The sequence below is a fragment of the Proteiniborus sp. MB09-C3 genome (genome assembly GCF_030263895.1).
In the GTDB taxonomy this organism is placed as follows: Bacteria; Bacillota; Clostridia; order Tissierellales; family Proteiniboraceae; genus Proteiniborus.
The window spans coordinates 2,334,511-2,350,937 of record NZ_CP127161.1 but is presented as its reverse complement, the minus strand read 5'-3'; the positions used below and the strand labels follow the sequence as shown (position 1 = coordinate 2,350,937).

Genomic DNA, 16,427 nt, shown 5'->3' with positions numbered 1-16,427 from the left:
CTGCCCTAAGGGCAGTTTTTTATTAGGCTCTATTTATGTTTACACCATTTTTATCCTTAAGCTTTGTTTTTAAAAGATACCATACTGGGCTAGCAATAAATATTGATGAATATGTTCCTACAATAACACCAACAATTAGAGGAAATGCAAAGTCTTTAATGGCATCAACTCCTAAAACATATAGAGTAACTATTGCGATTAGTGTTGTAAAAGAGGTATTAATTGTTCTAGACAGTGTCTGCTTTATACTTGTATTGATAATATCCTCGTACTTGTCCTTCTTCATGAGCTTTAAGTTTTCACGAATTCTATCAAATATCACTATTGTATCATTTATTGAGTAACCTACAATAGTCAATATTGCAGCTACAAATGTGCTATCTAAGGGTATATTAAACACAGCATAAACAGCTAAAACAACTAAAGTATCATGTAATAATGCAATAATTGCAGCTAGACCAAACTTAACTTCAAATCTAAAAGAGATGTATATAAGCATACCAATTGTAGCTACAACTATTGATAATAGAGCTTTCTTTTGAATTTCACTACCAATAGCAGCACCAAATTTTTGTGACTCTATAAGGGCATCATCTTCAAGTCCATATTCTTCTTTAAATTTAGCAAATACTTCATTTCTCTCTTGACTATCTAAATCTAATGTAGATTTGATTATTACTTCTTCTTTACCCTCACCAGCATGGATTATGCTTGCTTTTGTATCAAAAGTATCAGTGATTTTTCTAATGTCCTCAACAGGAACAGTTTTGCCTAAGCTTATTTGCAGCAAAGTTCCACCAGTAAAATCTAAACCATAGTTTAGTCCAGTAGAAAGTCCGTAAATGAGACCACATACTATGACTAAAGCCGATAATATAAAAAATATATTTCTTCTTTGAATAAAGTTCACAATATTTCCCCCCTTACGCACCATATAATTTTGTATTTTTTGCTAAATTAGTTCCAACAAAGAGCTTTAATAAGGACTTAGTAATGAATACTGCTGTAATCATTGATGCAACTATACCAATAATCAAAGTTACTCCAAAGCCTTTAATTGGACCACTTCCGAAATAATATAATACTAAGCCTGCAATAAGGGTTGTGATGTTTGCATCAAGAACGCTTGATAATGCTCTTTTAAAACCACTATCAATTGAAGCCCTAAGGGTTTTTCCTGCTCTCAATTCTTCTTTTATTCTTTCATAAATAACTACATTGGCATCAACAGCCATTCCTATTGAAAGAATTAATCCTGCGATACCTGGTAAAGTCAATTTTACTCCTAAAGCTATCATAATGCCTAACACAAGCAATACATATACGGTTAAGGCTATATCCGCAATAAGTCCAGGTATTCTATACATTATAAGCATAAATAAAAATATAATAGCTAAACCTATTGCACCAGCATAAATGCTTCTATCTAAAGATTCAAGTCCAAGTGTTGGTCCAATAACACGTGTCTGAACTTCTTTAAGTTCTACTGGCAAAGCTCCTGCTCTAATTAAAGTTGCAAGTTCACTAGCACTTTGGACATCAAATCCTCCCTCAATATAGGCTTTTCCATCATTTATAGTTGTCCTTACAACTGGATTTGAGATAACCTTATCGTCAAGTACTATGAATATAACTTTATCTTTGGCATCAGCTTTAGCTGATAATCTTGAAGTAGCCTCTGCAAAGCTCTTAGCTCCTTCTTTATCAAATTCTAAAGATACAACTGGCTCCTCTACTCCTGTACTGCCCTTTTGAAAAGCAACTTCAGAGTTTTTAACATTTTTACCAGTTACAACAATGTTTCCTTCTGGATCAACGAATTGAAGTTGAGCTGTTTTACCAATCATATCAAAGGCCTGTTGTGTATCCTTTAATCCAGCAAGCTCAATCCTTATTCTTTTGCTGCCTTCTTTAACAATATTGGGTTCTGATACTCCTAGGCCATCAACTCTCTGTCTAATAATAGCTATGGCCTGGTCAATTTTTTTGTCTAGTTCTGGGCCCGTTTCATCTGTCTGTGCCTCTAGCAATACATAAACTCCACCTGCTAAATCAAGTCCTAATCCAATTTTCTCTCTTGCAGTAGGGATTTTAATCTTTCCTGAATCAATGCCATATACAGCACTATATGCTACAGCTCCAATAAGCGCAATAATTAATATAAAAACTATTGTATTCCTAAGGTTCATTATTTTACTCCCCCTTCTTTCTTCATGAAATCTATTATACAACTTTTTCCGTATTTAAGTCAATATTAAGGCAGTGTCATCACTTTTTGTGTTTTTCTGCATATCTAACATAATCTATGGCAGATTGTTTTAAATGCTCAATCTCATCATTAGTTAGGCTTCTCACAACTTTAGCTGGAGAGCCTAACACCAGCGAACCAGAAGGAATTCTCTTCCCTGTCGTCACAATGCTGCCAGCACCTATTAATACATTATCCTCTACTACTGCACCATCTAGTATAATTGTCCCCATTCCTACAAGTACATTGTCTCCTATTTTACAGGCATGGACTATTGCTTTATGTCCCACTGTTACATAATCGCCTATTTCAGTACTATAATCCTTACTTATATGAATAACTGTACCATCCTGTATATTCGTATGATTTCCAATAATTATTGAATTCTCGTCTCCTCTTAGAACACAGTTATACCATATGCTAGTGTATTCACCAACCTTTACCTGTCCAATAATCTCTGCACTATCGGCTATAAAACAAGTTTTAGGTATATTAGGTTTTATTCCTTCATACTCAATTATCATAGCACTGCCTCCTAATCCATGTTCGCAGCAATGGATATTGCGCACTCAATTCTTTTTTTCTCCATTTCACAGCCGATGGAATAAGGTTTGCTAATGTCATTATTAAAGTTGTATGCATTGGCATGACAACCTCCACTGCAATAATATTTTGCCCAGCAGCTTTTACAATCTTCCTTTGAATACACGTTTGCAGCTTTGAATTTGTTCCTAAGATCTGTATTTACTATTCCTGTATCTACATCTCCCATTTTAAAATCTTCATTGCCTACAAACTGATGACAAGGATATAAGTCTCCCTCTGGAGTAACAGCCATGTATTCTACACCTGCTCCACAGCCTACCACTCTTTTGATAAAACAAGGACCATGATTTAAATCTATCATAAAGTGAAAAAAGCTAAAGGATTTCCCCTCATTGTGCAGTTTAATATATTCTTGTGATAATTCTTCGTATTCTTTTAGGATTGTAGGTAAGTGTTCCTCTAATAATGCATAGTCTTGATCAGGCTTCGCCACTACAGGCTCTACCGATATACTTTCAAATCCTTCATTATAAAGATTAATCACATCTTTTCCAAAATCTAAGTTTTTGCTGGTAAAGGTTCCTCTGACATAATAGGATTTATTTCCTCTTAGTTTAACAAACTCTAGAAATTTTGGAGTAATAATATCATAGCTTCCTTGCCCATTCACTGTCGGTCTCATATCATCATTAACTTCTTTTCTGCCATCTAAGCTAAGCACAACATTATCCATGTTTTCATTTATAAAGTCCATCTTTTCTTTATCTAACAGAATTCCATTTGTCGTTATAGTAAATCTAAAAACTTTATTATGCTTTTTCTCCAACTCTCTGCCATATGCTACAAGCTGCTTTACAACATCAAAGTTCATTAATGGTTCTCCACCAAAAAAGTCAACCTCTAAATTTCTTCTATTGCCTGAACTTTGAATTAGTAAATCCAACGCCTTTTTTCCTATTTCAAAAGGCATGATAAGCCTGTCTCCATGAAAATCACCTTGAGAAGCAAAGCAATATTTACATCTAAGATTACAATCATGTGCAACATGTAAACATAAAGCCTTAACAATATTCTCTTTATTGTATTCTATATTGTCTATTATTGTCTCTTCACTTAATAGCAATCCATTGTCAACTAATTCCTGAATCTCTTCACAAGCTTGAGCTATTGCCTGCTCGTCATATTTGTTGTTTAACGCACTGATAATCTCATTACGCTCACATTTTTCAAACAGCTCTATAATATCCCACACTAAGTCATCTACGACATGAATGGAACCACTATTAATGTCTAATATTAATTTTTTATTATTTAATTCAAATTTATGAATCATATTGACCCCCTATTATTTCAATAAATATACTATATTTTTATAAAAGGTATTCAAACCTTATAAATCAATTAAGCAAATTTAAAAAGTAGTGGTTGCCCACTACTTTTTATGTAACAACAACTTATTTTTCACACTTTTGGTTTCCTACTGTACAAGATGTCTTACATGCTGACTGACATGATGTTTGACATTCTCCACATCCATGATTAACAATAGTATTCTTTAGATTACGTCTACTGATAGTTTTGATGTGTTTCATTTTAATGCCCCCTTAATAGAATTCTATTTGCAACTAGCATATAGATTATAACATAATAGTATTGCTAAATAAAGGTTTATTTTATGTTTATTCCTATCATTCCTCCTATACATCCAGTAATTATAGCTAGTAATCCTTTTATTAATAAGTATTTATCCATAGCAAAGCTTTTAACGAATAATGCACTTATGAAAAAAATTATAATAAAATAAAGAATCCCTATTAATCCTCCACTTAGCCAGCCTTTTCTTTCTAGCTTCCTTGAAGTAAAAATAGCTCCTGAAGTAATCCCTAGAATCATAATAATTGAATTGATTAATGGAATAAGTTCTTCCGAAAGCTTTGTATAGGTTAATGTAATGGTAAATATTAATATTAGTAAAATAGTCAGCATTAGTCCTATAATAGTGCCTCTAATAACGTCTATAAAGTAGCTTGAACTATTTTGATTTTTAAAATAACTCATAAATCCACCTCCATATCCTTAATCAATATTTATGCTTAAGGAGCCACTTTATTACAAAAAATAAAAAAGATCCTCCTAGTTCTTTATTAATAAATTAACTAAGAAAATCTTTTCATGTCATAGTATAAAATAATAGTTTACTTCTATTTTTCAGATTCTTCTGATGATGTTTGAATATTACCTATAGCCCATTTAGCAATGTCAAATCTTGTTTTGTCAGCTCCTACTTCAATTGTTATAATCTCATCTTTAATTTTAACAATTTTGCCGTAGATGCCTCCAATAGTTAGTACCTCATCACCAACCTTTGCACCGCTTCTCATCTCTTTAATCTTTTTGTCCTTTTTTTGCTGAGGTCTTATGATAAAGAAATAGAAAATAGCTAAAAACAACACTGGAAGCATCAAAGTAGACAATATATTACCACCTGGTGCTGCTGCAGCTCCTAATAAAACAAATTCTCTCAAGATAGTCCCTCCTTTCCTCTTTTGTAGTATTCTACATTTTTGAAATAAATCCTTTATTTTTATTTTGTATATCCATATTTATTATAAAACTCTTCTTTATATTGTATTAGTCTATCTTCCTTAATAGCTTTCCTGATATTTTCCATAAGCTTTATTAGGAAATAGAGATTGTGTATAGTCGCCAATCTAGCTCCCAATATTTCATCTACATTAAAAAGATGTCTAATATAAGCCTTGGAATAGTTTTTGCAAGTATAGCAATCACATTCTGGATCTAGGCTTGTAAAGTCTTTTGAATACTTAGCATTTCTTATAACAACCTTTCCATGGCTTGTTAAAACAGTTCCATTCCTTGCAATTCTAGTAGGCAGTACGCAGTCAGCCATATCTATTCCTCTAATTACTGCTTCAAATAAATAATCTGGACTTCCAACTCCCATAAGATACCTTGGTTTTTCTCTAGGTAGTAGAGGCACAGTATGATCTAGCATCTCACACATAAGTTCAGCAGGCTCCCCTACACTTAAACCTCCTACTGCGTATCCTGGAAAATCCAAATCAATAAGCTCATTTGCACTTTGTTCTCTTAAATCTTTGTACATCCCACCCTGAACTATTCCAAATAAGGCTTGAGTGTCTGGATTTTTATTGGCCTCCTTACACCTTTTTGCCCATCTCGTAGTCCTTTCAAGCGATTTTTTTACATAATCCCAGTCACTTGGATAAGGAGCACATTCATCAAAGGCCATTATTATGTCAGAGCCTAAAGAATTTTGAATTTCAATAGATTTCTCAGGACTAATAAAATGCTTAGACCCATCAATATGTGACCTAAATTCTACGCCTTCTTCAATTATTTTTCTTAAATCTCCTAAACTAAAAACCTGAAATCCTCCGCTATCTGTCAATATAGGCCTATCCCAATTCATAAACTTGTGTAAGCCCCCTGCCTCTTCAATAAGCTTATGTCCAGGCCTTAAGTATAGATGATAAGTATTACCTAAAATTATCTGAGAACCTAAATCTTTAAGCTCCTCAGGTGTCATGGTCTTTACTGTGGCTCTAGTGCCAACTGGCATAAATACAGGTGTTTCAATAACTCCATGGGGAGTGTATATCTTGCCTAATCTCGCCTTACTATCACTGGCCTCTTTTATTAATTCATATCTAAATGTCATTGCTGCCTCCTACTATAATAAAGAATTATTCATATCTAAAACTCTTAATGCATATTTCCATAGCTTTTGCTAATTTAATCTGCTGTGCTAGTTAACTCACTATTTAATAAGCATAGCATCACCGAAACTAAAAAATCTATATTTCAATTTAATTGCCTCCTCGTAGGCATGTAAAACATTTTCTCTGCCTGCCAGTGCGCTTATTAGCATTATTAGCGTTGATTCTGGCAAATGAAAATTTGTGATTAGTTTATCTATTACCTTAAATTTATATCCGGGATAGATAAATATATTAGTCCATCCATTCTTGGCAATTACCTCGCCTTGTTCATTACTTGCAGATTCTATAGTCCTTACAGAAGTAGTTCCTACTGCAATAATCTTACCTCCAGCCTTTTTGGTACTATTAATTAAGTTGGCTGAGTCCTCATCAATTTCGTAATATTCAGAATGCATGTCATGCTCTTCAATATTCTCAGACTTTACTGGTCTAAAAGTACCTAATCCAACATGAAGCGTGATATAGACAATATTAACCCCTCTTTCTTTTATCTTTTGCAGAAGAGATTCAGTAAAATGCAATCCTGCTGTAGGTGCAGCAGCTGAGCCCTCCTTTTTTGAATATACTGTTTGATATCTTTCTTTGTCTTCTAGTTTTTCCTTAATATATGGTGGTAAGGGCATTTCGCCAAGTTGATCTAATAGCTGTTCAAACACACCATCATATTTAAATTCAATTATTCTAGTTCCACCATCTTTAACTTCTAATATCTCACCTTCCATTAAACCATCACCAAAATCAAATATTGCTCCTGGTTTCGCCTTTTTACCTGGTTTTACTAATGTCTCCCATCTATTATTATCTATTTTCTTTAATAATAAAAATTCTACACTGCTTCCAGTACCTTTTCTATGTCCAAATAATCTTGCAGGTATTACTCTAGTATTATTTAGTACTAAGCAATCCCCTTTATTCAAATATTTTACTATATCTGAAAAGAAACCATGCTCTGTATCTCCAGTTTTTTTGTCTAAAACTAGCAGTCTAGAGCCTTCTCTATTTTCTATTGGAACCTGTGCAATAAGTTCTTCTGGTAAATCAAAATAAAAATCTTCTTTTCTCATTAAAATCATCCTTTACTTAACTTTTGCTCCAGTATAATAATGTTCTAAAATTTGTTCATAGCTATATCCCAGCTCAGCCATTTTTTTAGCTCCCCATTGACTCATGCCAACTCCATGGCCCCAGCCTTTGCCCATAAATACATACTTTCCTTCACTGTTTATTGTGTTATTTTCTATTTTATTAATTATCTCTTTGGTGCTTAAACCATCTGTTAATGTAATGCCTTTCGATGATGATGTAATATCTAAAACATTTAACCCCTCTGAAGATAATACAGTAGCATTATCTATTGATTGTTTTATAACCCTTCCCTCATTAGTACTATAAATATAAATATCTTGGGATAAAAAGCTCCCGCCTTCACCATTAATTTTCATTTCAAAAAATGTACTCTTTATATTTGAAGCTCCAAGTACTTGTCTAATCTGTTCTTTCTTAAGTACCTGTGTTCCCATTGTTCCTCTAATCATTAATTCAATTACTCTTCCATTTTCAGAAGTAGATACAACTTGAATATCTGTTATATTTCCTACATCCAAGCCATTTTCAATAAATTTAGCTCTTATTTCATCTTCGCTAATTACAAACTGCCATGAATCATAAGGTGAGCCTAATGAAAAATCATCCTCTACTCCTCTAAGATATGGAATGACACCACTCCATACATTTTCGCTATTTTCAGTACGCCCTCCACTAGAAGAATGATAATAAGCCTCTACAATTTCATTATTATACATTAAAACTCTCCCAGCTGTTTCATCCACTGCTCTATTTGTCATTATATTTTCCGAATTGTATCCTCCATATACTTGACAATGTGTAGTGTCACATAAATTATAGCCTTCATTAATATGCTTATTCATATTGATTAAAGTATAGTTCTTAGCCGCTATTGCTTGAGCCTTTAAAGCTTCCAATGCCCAGCTTGCAGACATTTCTTTAGGTACAACCCCATATAGGTAGTTTTGTATTTTAATATTATTTATAACTATTAATTCATCACCTTTTCTAGAAAAGGTAATATAATCCCTATAACCAGCATCTTCAACCTTTATTATACTTTTATCTGTATTAATAGAAGATAAATACAGGCTTTGACTTTTATCAAACATCAATATTATTTGATTGCTTTCATCTGTTAACATTATTCTACTATTAGGTTCACCAATAATATCAGTTTGACTGCCAAAATAATCTTCATATTTTATTAATTCTTGCCTAGCCATACTCTCATTTAAAAATTGACCAACCCAGATTTCAAAAATGCCTTGGTCACAATAAATAAATGCATCAATATTTAAATCTCTAAAATACTTTACCTCGTATAAGGCCTCATCGTATGAAAAGAAAATCTTATTAGTCTTTATATGAAAAGGTCCATGAGTAGCTGTAAAAATATCATTAGATTTCTGATAATTTCCATATGCATTTCCATAATAGCTATCTATTCTGGCTACTAGATTTTTATCATCTAAGCTAAGGATTGAATTAAAGCCATTATCCCATATTCCTAATTGAAATCCATCGCTGCTTAGATTTACAGTGTAATTAAGCTTTAAAGGCGATTTAATGGCGACCTTAACGTAGTCGTTCTCATATGCAAACACTTTGCCTGATAGAGTAAAAGATAAAAATAAGGCTAAAACAATTGGCAAAAGATTTCTTTTCAAAATAATCCCCCTCGTCTTCAATAATAATTAGTCTTCTTTGTACTCTATACCAAAATAATCATGGCATCTCTTTGTTGCAACCCTTCCTCTCGGAGTTCTATTTAAAAATCCTAGCTGTAAAAGATAAGGTTCATATACATCCTCTATGGTAGTACGTTCTTCTCCTGTAGAAGCAGCTAAGGTATCTAATCCAACAGGACCTCCGCCAAAATTATTGATTATAGTCAATATTAGCTTCTTGTCTACATTGTCAAGTCCCAATGAATCTACTTCAAGAAGCTTTAGGGCTCTATCTGCAACCTCTTTCGTTATGTCTCCGTTTTCAACTACTTGCGCATAGTCTCTTACCCTTTTTAACAATCTATTTGCAATTCTTGGAGTTCCTCTAGACCTTTTTGCTATTTCTTCAGCTCCGTCTTTATCAATATTTACTCCAAGTATATTAGCTGATCTAATCACTATCTCCTTTAAGCTTTCAATATCATACAAATCTAGCTTACACATAACTCCAAATCTATCTCGTAGTGGTGAGGTTAATAAACCTGCTCTTGTAGTTGCACCAATAAGAGTAAATTTAGAAAGATCAAGTCTGATTGATCTTGCACTTGGTCCCTTACCAATTATAATATCCAGTGCATAGTCCTCCATAGCGGGATAAAGCACTTCCTCTACACTTCTGTTTAGTCTATGTATCTCATCTATAAATAAAACATCATTCTCAGATAAATTGGTTAATATAGCTGCTAAATCACCTGCTCTTTCTATTGCGGGCCCTGACGTGATTCTTATATTTACTCCCATTTCATTTGAAATAATATTTGCAAGTGTTGTTTTTCCAAGTCCAGGTGGTCCATACAGCAATACATGGTCAAGGGGCTCATTTCTACCCTTTGCTGCCCTAATAAAAATATCTAATTTTTCCTTTGCCTTATGTTGTCCAATATACTCATTTAATGTCCTTGGTCTTAAGGACAATTCGACTTCCACGTCTTCCTCTATTAAATTTCTAGTAATGATTCTATCATTTATTTCATCCATATCATAGATATCCTTTCTCTATTTTGATAGCCTTCTAAGTGCAAGCTTTATTATTTCCTCCGTCCTTTTGCCTTCAGTGTCTACCGACGATAATGCTTTAAATACTTCATTTCTAGTATAGCCAAGTGAAGTTAATGCTACAACAACCTCCTCTATTTCATCACGTGGAATCACGTCATAGCTTCCTTCGTCACAGATAATATTGTCATCTATTTTATCTTTGAGCTCAAGTATAATCCTTTCCGCAGTCTTCTTCCCAATACCCGGAGCTCTGGATAGAGTGCTGGCATCCTTGTTTAGTATTGATACTTTGATATTTGATGTGCTTAAAGTAGACAACAAACCAATAGCAACCTTTGGTCCTATTTTAGTTACTGTTATTAACAACTTAAACATTTTAAGTTCCTCATCAGATGTAAATCCATAAAGACTCATCACATCTTCTCTTACTATTAAATGCGTCAATATCTTTCTATTAGCAGTATTCTGACCTATATCCATTATAGAATTTTTTGAAGTATAAACTAGATATCCGATACCATTATTTTCTACTACTAAATAATCTTCACTTATTTCTTCAATATTACCTATAATATATTGATACAAAGAATCACCCCTATTTCATTTTAAACATATCTCTGAAGTTACCAGAATGTGCGTGACAAATAGCGACAGCTAGTGCATCTGCGACATCGTCTGGCTTCGGTATTTTATCCAAATTTAGAAGTATTTTAACCATTTCTTGAATTTGCCTTTTGTCAGCTCTACCATAGCCTACTACTCCCTGCTTTACTTGAAGAGGGGTATATTCAAAAACCTCTATGCCTTTATTTACAGCAGCAAGGATTTGAGCACCTCTTGCTTGTCCAATTGTTATTGCTGTTTTCACATTCTTGTTAAAAAACAGTTCTTCTATTGCCAGCGCATCTGGACTATATTTCTCTAATAACATTGAAATCTCATCATATACTATTTTTAATCTTACGGGAAAAGTATATTCATTTGAAGTTTGAACTGCACCATAGTCGATGACATTGAATTTATTTCCCTTATACTCTAAAACTCCATATCCTACTATAGCTATTCCTGGGTCTATTCCAAATATTATCATATATAACACTCCTTCATTATACAAACATAATTCGATATAATTCTCGTAAATCCTTTAGTTATTTATTTTATAATATATGATTTTATCAAAGGCTTCAATTGAAATATAGAAGTAAGAACATATATTCTATCATTTATTATAAATAAAATAAAGTCAGGATAAAAACAAACATAAAATCCTAACTTTATTTTATTAATTTAATCTGTTAGCTTATGTAATTTTCCAGCGTATCGTCTAGTTCTTCTTTACTATTTGTAATAATTCCTTTTTCTATTTTTTCCTGATCGATTTGCTTTAACAGAGATAAGGGTGAATCCTCATAAATTCGTTCAACTACCCATTCGCCATTTTCACCAATTCGAAAAACTGCTATTTTTCCGTTCTTTTCTCCTATGACATAGTGATTTTGACATAGATGATTTTTTTCGATTTTTACTATTACTTTCTCATGAGAAAAGCTCTCTACTTCCCATTTCGGATGGCTACCTTTTATATATCCTTCAAATGTTTCCTTCGTCATATTTACCATATGTTTTTCTAATTCACTTGTCTCCACTATTTCATGGTTACATTCTGTATAATAAGTTACATACTCCAAAATGGTATTTGGGCCTATTCTCTCTTCATTTAATGACCCAGCTTCATGATCCTTTTCATCATTTATTTTTGTATTATTAGTCTTTTCTTCATTTGCATTGCTTTTATTATCTTTAACATCTTCAATTGGCGGCTGAGGCTTTTCATTTACCTTCCTTAATCCTATATAATATCCTGCAAACGTACCAATTGCTGTAAGTCCAACCAAAAGTATTATAGTAGAAACTACTGATACTCTTTTCATAGCTATCCCTCCCACACTATCTAGTTAGATATTTTTCCCATATTCAAGAAAAATATACATCTAAGAAGATAGTCGGGTTAGGTCATAAGCAGTCTCGCAACACAGATTTATTTGCTCGCTGTCGCTCACATAAATCTGGTCCTCGTTGCATTTGATCTACCAACGATTTCCCGACAAAAGCATTCGGAAAATCGGGTTAGGTCATAAAAAAACCTGCAAAAATGCAGGTTAATTGTTTACCTCTGCTACCTTAAATCCAGCCTTTTCAATTTTTTCAATGAGTTCATCTACATCCGTAGTATCAACTCTAACTACTACTTTATAAACATCCATAACCTTTGCATCCATAACTGCAAAATTAGCAATATTTACATTGGCCTTTCGTATAGTCTCTGTAAGTTTTGCAATTTGTCCTGGAATATCATACACATTTATAAGTATTCTAGTTCCCTTATTAAGTCCAAAAATTTCAGAGAATGCGTTAAATATTGAGCTATGAGTTAAAATCCCTTTAAAGCTATCCTTGTTATCTAAAACTGGAAGAAAAGGAGTTCTAAACTCATTTAGCAGATATGAAGCATTTTCAATAAAAACATTTTCATTTATTGTTTTTACATCAGCTTTACACAAATCCTTGACTTTAGTTTCTTTGAGATATTTTTCTTTATCCGTATACCCCTCTTCAAAATAACGTCTAAAAATAGTCTCCTTCATTAAAATCCCTACAAACGTTTCCCCATTTAGGACTGGTAAAGATAAAAAATCGCCTTTGGTGATTTTATCCAAGGCTTCACTTATACTTTCTTCCATTTGAAGAGTTACAAGCTTATCTTTAGATAGAACATGATTCTTGACATACATGAATATTCCCCCTTATTTAACATATATTAAGAAAATTTAATATAGTTATTCAACAATTATCTTATAAATCCTTCCTATTCTTTAATATTTCTTACCCTAATTAGTAGCCTATTAATCAAATCTCTCTAATATCTCTAGCTTTCTTTAAATAGCTAATAATACATTACTAAAACCTTATCATTTACCGCATACCAGAAGGCTTCCTTATAGATAATTTTCATTTTTTTAATCAATGCTTTTACAATAGAAAAATATACTTTGTCTATTTCTTCCTCTTGCAAATAATGCTTTTCCTCTCTTATATGTATGTCATTACACTCAAAGCTCATTCTTAGCTGCTTATTTATGTATCTGTCCAACTCAACAATCTTTTTTTTAATTATTTTATTGGTAAAAGTATAAACTAAAGATTCAATGTATCTATCTATTCTTTCTTTGTTATCAATCTCTCTTTTGCATTTCTTTTTCATATCGTTTATAGATTGATCAGAGGTATTAAAGTGAAAAAGATGAGTTTTTTTGTATATCCCCTCTAAGCCATATAAATCTAAAGCCTTTTTTTCAAGAATATTTGTCCATTTTTTATTAGTATAGCCATGCTTATAACCTTCTAGGTAAAAGCAAAGCTCCAATCTATTTATATCTTCATGTATAATATCACTTATGCTACGAGAAATAATTTCACTGTCATCCCTATTTGTGAGTACAAATTTAATCTTCTTTTTTATATCATGCTTACTCATATATTTTGGGTATATGCTAGAAATATTTTCTTCTAAGTCATATAAAGCTAGAAGGATATAGATTGAATTAATATCGTTACTAAATAGAAACTTATCTCTTAAGCCTCTATACATATCCAGTGTTTTTACTGATAAAGCTTCCATAAGACAATCCCCTCCCACTAGCAATTATTGCCACAAAGATGACTGTTATAACATTTATAAATCATATTTTCAAATTATAGGGTAAAAAACACTCTCATTAGTATATAACGACATATGAGAGTGTTTTTAAATAAGCTTTTTTTCCTATATTTCTAAATCCTCTGGCATTTCCCAATTGTGGAAAACCTCTTGAACATCATCATTATCTTCCAAAACATCTATCATTTTAACCATGTTTTTTATATCTTTTTCTTCCTCTAATTTTGTTTCATTTTGAGGAAGATATGTTATTTCTGACGTTGAAAAAGCATATCCTGCTTCTTTTAATATGTCTCTTACCTTTGCAAAGCTCTCCGAATCAGTAATTATTTCAAAATATTCATCTTCGGAGCTAAAATCTTCTGCTCCAGCATCTATTGCCTCTAGCATTAACTGCTCCTCATCTATTTCATCTGCTTTATCTACAATTAGCAAGCCTTTTCTATCAAACATCCACCCTACACAGCCAGTAGCTCCTAAGTTTCCACCATATTTATCAAAGGCATATCTCACATCGGCAGCAGTTCTGTTTCTGTTATCTGTTAGACATTTGACTATTACAGCAATTCCAGATGGACCATAGCCTTCATATGTTACTTCTTCAAAATTTGCATCTCCAAGCTCACCAGCGCCTTTTTTAATTGCTCTATCTATATTATCATTAGGCATATTATTAGACTTTGCTTTATCTATAAGACCTGCTAAAGTGCCATTATAAGTAGGGTCTGCTCCTCCTTCCCTTACTGAAACTGCAATTGCTCTAGCAAATTTAGTAAATACTTGGGCTTTTTTAGAATCCTGTTTTCCTTTTCTGTGCTTTATATTAGCCCACTTTGAATGACCAGCCATAAATTTTATCCTCCCTTAATTGGTTCTGAAAATATTTTAGCATATTTTAAAAATTACATCAATCTATACTTTGAACTATATTATCTTCAAACCTATGATCTTGCTATATAAGATACTATATTATTGTAACATATAGTCAATTAAAACAAAAGACGAATGTAAAAACACCCGTCTTTATGTCAAGATTAAAGCTTATTTTTCATCTCTATTCGCTTTCTCCAAGCATGAAGTCCCAACGATACTCCTATTACACCATATGCAAAAAAGGCTCTAAAGAATTCACCAATTTGCGCCTCACCAAATAAATTCTTACCTGCATTTGGTGAAACAATGAACAATGTGTGAAAAAGTATAACGCCTAGTAATGCCTGCCCTACTGTTGCTTTTGATACTGAAGCTCCGCCTATTAGCAATGCTGCTATTGAAAAGGTAGCTATCTGTACATGGCTTCCATAAGTATTTAAGGTGCCTAGGTTTTGAAGAAAAATCAGTTGACCCCAAGCTGCTAGCACTGTAGATATGGTAATTGCCAATACCCTTACCTTATCCACATTGATACCCGAAACCTCTGCAATATGCTGGCTATTCCCCACTGTCCTAAAGTCCTGCCCAAGTTTTGTCCTCACAATCAATATGTTGAATAAGCATAAAAATCCCACAGCTAGCGAAGTTGCAATTGGTAGTTTTAAATTTTTTAGCATTCTTATTTCATTTGGCAGTGAACTTATAAATGTAATAGAAAGGCTTAACAATACTATTGCTAAGCTCAGGATTAAATTTGTAACTTGCTTAATCCTATTTATTCTCTTTGCTTTTTCATTATTTTTATTTAGCAGTTTATACATAAAAAACCCTGTAGCTATGATACCTACAAACAATAAAACATTAAATAATGGGAGCTTACATATATTATCAAGGGAGTACATAATTCCATTATTCCTTGATAGATCTATTGAATTTCTAATTCCAACACCACCAGGTATAATTAATTCAGGATTATTCATAGGTATTAATGACCCTACTAGAAATAAAAATAGAAATTGATATAATCCATTTGCAAAAAAGCCCACTATCATACCGGCAATCATTTCTTGACCCCTAGTTTTGTTCAAAAGCCTCCCTGTCAGGTTTCCAAACAGAATAGCTAAAGGCACAGATAGTATTGCACATAGAACAAAACCATATATTCCAGGTACACTAAAGTGAGTTACGATAATAATGGAGATTTGTGCAGCCATTGCCCCTATGGTTATACTAAAATTCAGACCCATGCCTGCCAATACAGGAATAATTAGTGACAATACAAGAAAAGAATCTCTCGTAATTCTAATTAACAGTTCGTTAGCTATGAAGAATAAAGGTAATCTAGATATCACAACTCCAGCTAAACATATAACTAAGAATAAAACTGTAACACAGTTATTTATCATAAAATTTCTTATTTTAAAGGATACATTTCTATTTCCTTGATCTCTTCTTGTATCTTGAATATTATTCACCATACTCAT

18 protein-coding genes are annotated in these 16,427 nt (G+C 32.7%); all 18 read right to left on the bottom strand.

Going from position 1 to position 16,427, the window contains the following annotated elements:
- Window positions 1–22: 22 nt before the first annotated feature.
- Window positions 23–910 carry a protein translocase subunit SecF gene (secF, locus tag QO263_RS11380; protein WP_285621387.1) on the bottom strand — a complete coding sequence of 296 codons (888 nt, stop codon included), beginning with the start codon at window positions 908–910 and terminating at the stop codon, window positions 23–25.
- A gap of 13 nt (window positions 911–923) precedes the next feature.
- Window positions 924–2,189, bottom strand: coding sequence for a protein translocase subunit SecD (secD, locus tag QO263_RS11375; RefSeq protein WP_285621384.1), 1,266 nt, complete (start codon window positions 2,187–2,189; stop codon window positions 924–926).
- A gap of 79 nt (window positions 2,190–2,268) precedes the next feature.
- On the bottom strand, window positions 2,269–2,772 hold the full coding sequence (locus QO263_RS11370) for a gamma carbonic anhydrase family protein (RefSeq protein ID WP_285621382.1): 504 nt from the start codon (window positions 2,770–2,772) through the stop codon (window positions 2,269–2,271).
- Window positions 2,773–2,783: 11 nt separating this feature from the next.
- Window positions 2,784–4,127, bottom strand: coding sequence for a thioether cross-link-forming SCIFF peptide maturase (scfB, locus tag QO263_RS11365; protein ID WP_285621379.1), 1,344 nt, complete (start codon window positions 4,125–4,127; stop codon window positions 2,784–2,786).
- A 121-nt stretch (window positions 4,128–4,248) separates the two neighbouring features.
- A complete protein-coding gene (gene scfA, locus QO263_RS11360) occupies window positions 4,249–4,386 on the bottom strand; it encodes a six-cysteine ranthipeptide SCIFF (protein WP_285621377.1) in 138 nt (45 codons plus the stop codon).
- A gap of 76 nt (window positions 4,387–4,462) precedes the next feature.
- Window positions 4,463–4,852 carry a TIGR04086 family membrane protein gene (locus QO263_RS11355; RefSeq protein WP_285621374.1) on the bottom strand — a complete coding sequence of 130 codons (390 nt, stop codon included), beginning with the start codon at window positions 4,850–4,852 and terminating at the stop codon, window positions 4,463–4,465.
- A 143-nt stretch (window positions 4,853–4,995) separates the two neighbouring features.
- Complete coding sequence (gene yajC / locus QO263_RS11350) at window positions 4,996–5,319, bottom strand: preprotein translocase subunit YajC (RefSeq protein ID WP_285621372.1); 324 nt, start codon at window positions 5,317–5,319, stop codon at window positions 4,996–4,998.
- Window positions 5,320–5,378: 59 nt separating this feature from the next.
- Window positions 5,379–6,497 carry a tRNA guanosine(34) transglycosylase Tgt gene (gene tgt, locus QO263_RS11345; RefSeq protein WP_285621369.1) on the bottom strand — a complete coding sequence of 373 codons (1,119 nt, stop codon included), beginning with the start codon at window positions 6,495–6,497 and terminating at the stop codon, window positions 5,379–5,381.
- A gap of 99 nt (window positions 6,498–6,596) precedes the next feature.
- The gene (gene queA, locus QO263_RS11340) at window positions 6,597–7,622 is read right to left on the bottom strand and encodes a tRNA preQ1(34) S-adenosylmethionine ribosyltransferase-isomerase QueA (protein WP_285621364.1); all 1,026 of its coding nucleotides are present in this window, start codon (window positions 7,620–7,622) and stop codon (window positions 6,597–6,599) included.
- 12 nt (window positions 7,623–7,634) lie between these two features.
- Window positions 7,635–9,293, bottom strand: a complete 1,659-nt coding sequence (locus tag QO263_RS11335; protein ID WP_285621359.1) for a SpoIID/LytB domain-containing protein — start codon at window positions 9,291–9,293, stop codon at window positions 7,635–7,637.
- Between the two features lie 27 nt (window positions 9,294–9,320).
- Window positions 9,321–10,331, bottom strand: a complete 1,011-nt coding sequence (gene ruvB / locus QO263_RS11330; protein WP_285621357.1) for a Holliday junction branch migration DNA helicase RuvB — start codon at window positions 10,329–10,331, stop codon at window positions 9,321–9,323.
- Between the two features lie 18 nt (window positions 10,332–10,349).
- Window positions 10,350–10,937: a Holliday junction branch migration protein RuvA gene (gene ruvA / locus QO263_RS11325; RefSeq protein WP_285621354.1), complete on the bottom strand. Its 588-nt coding sequence runs from the start codon at window positions 10,935–10,937 to the stop codon at window positions 10,350–10,352.
- 10 nt (window positions 10,938–10,947) lie between these two features.
- Complete coding sequence (gene ruvC, locus QO263_RS11320; RefSeq protein ID WP_285621352.1) at window positions 10,948–11,442, bottom strand: crossover junction endodeoxyribonuclease RuvC; 495 nt, start codon at window positions 11,440–11,442, stop codon at window positions 10,948–10,950.
- A gap of 205 nt (window positions 11,443–11,647) precedes the next feature.
- The gene (locus QO263_RS11315) at window positions 11,648–12,283 is read right to left on the bottom strand and encodes a hypothetical protein (RefSeq protein WP_285621350.1); all 636 of its coding nucleotides are present in this window, start codon (window positions 12,281–12,283) and stop codon (window positions 11,648–11,650) included.
- 228 nt (window positions 12,284–12,511) lie between these two features.
- A complete protein-coding gene (locus QO263_RS11310; RefSeq protein ID WP_285621348.1) occupies window positions 12,512–13,144 on the bottom strand; it encodes a CBS domain-containing protein in 633 nt (210 codons plus the stop codon).
- Between the two features lie 152 nt (window positions 13,145–13,296).
- Window positions 13,297–14,031 (bottom strand): hypothetical protein, encoded by a 735-nt coding sequence (locus tag QO263_RS11305; protein ID WP_285621344.1) that lies wholly within the window; start codon window positions 14,029–14,031, stop codon window positions 13,297–13,299.
- Between the two features lie 144 nt (window positions 14,032–14,175).
- Window positions 14,176–14,919, bottom strand: a complete 744-nt coding sequence (locus QO263_RS11300; protein ID WP_285621342.1) for a YebC/PmpR family DNA-binding transcriptional regulator — start codon at window positions 14,917–14,919, stop codon at window positions 14,176–14,178.
- 185 nt (window positions 14,920–15,104) lie between these two features.
- Window positions 15,105–16,427 (bottom strand): ABC transporter permease subunit, encoded by a 1,323-nt coding sequence (locus tag QO263_RS11295; RefSeq protein ID WP_285621340.1) that lies wholly within the window; start codon window positions 16,425–16,427, stop codon window positions 15,105–15,107.

What these genes read in the sequence shown, in the direction of transcription:
- secD (WP_285621384.1), bottom strand. Translation starts at nt 2,189, where the DNA reads ATGAACCTTAGGAATACAATAGTTTTTATATTAATTATTGCGCTTATT.
- QO263_RS11370 (WP_285621382.1), bottom strand. Translation starts at nt 2,772, where the DNA reads ATGATAATTGAGTATGAAGGAATAAAACCTAATATACCTAAAACTTGT.
- scfB (WP_285621379.1), bottom strand. Translation starts at nt 4,127, where the DNA reads ATGATTCATAAATTTGAATTAAATAATAAAAAATTAATATTAGACATT.
- scfA (WP_285621377.1), bottom strand. Translation starts at nt 4,386, where the DNA reads ATGAAACACATCAAAACTATCAGTAGACGTAATCTAAAGAATACTATT.
- QO263_RS11355 (WP_285621374.1), bottom strand. Translation starts at nt 4,852, where the DNA reads ATGAGTTATTTTAAAAATCAAAATAGTTCAAGCTACTTTATAGACGTT.
- tgt (WP_285621369.1), bottom strand. Translation starts at nt 6,497, where the DNA reads ATGACATTTAGATATGAATTAATAAAAGAGGCCAGTGATAGTAAGGCG.
- queA (WP_285621364.1), bottom strand. Translation starts at nt 7,622, where the DNA reads ATGAGAAAAGAAGATTTTTATTTTGATTTACCAGAAGAACTTATTGCA.
- ruvB (WP_285621357.1), bottom strand. Translation starts at nt 10,331, where the DNA reads ATGGATGAAATAAATGATAGAATCATTACTAGAAATTTAATAGAGGAA.
- ruvC (WP_285621352.1), bottom strand. Translation starts at nt 11,442, where the DNA reads ATGATAATATTTGGAATAGACCCAGGAATAGCTATAGTAGGATATGGA.
- QO263_RS11315 (WP_285621350.1), bottom strand. Translation starts at nt 12,283, where the DNA reads ATGAAAAGAGTATCAGTAGTTTCTACTATAATACTTTTGGTTGGACTT.
- QO263_RS11310 (WP_285621348.1), bottom strand. Translation starts at nt 13,144, where the DNA reads ATGTATGTCAAGAATCATGTTCTATCTAAAGATAAGCTTGTAACTCTT.
- QO263_RS11305 (WP_285621344.1), bottom strand. Translation starts at nt 14,031, where the DNA reads ATGGAAGCTTTATCAGTAAAAACACTGGATATGTATAGAGGCTTAAGA.
- QO263_RS11300 (WP_285621342.1), bottom strand. Translation starts at nt 14,919, where the DNA reads ATGGCTGGTCATTCAAAGTGGGCTAATATAAAGCACAGAAAAGGAAAA.
- QO263_RS11295 (WP_285621340.1), bottom strand. Translation starts at nt 16,427, where the DNA reads ATGAGTATGGTGAATAATATTCAAGATACAAGAAGAGATCAAGGAAAT.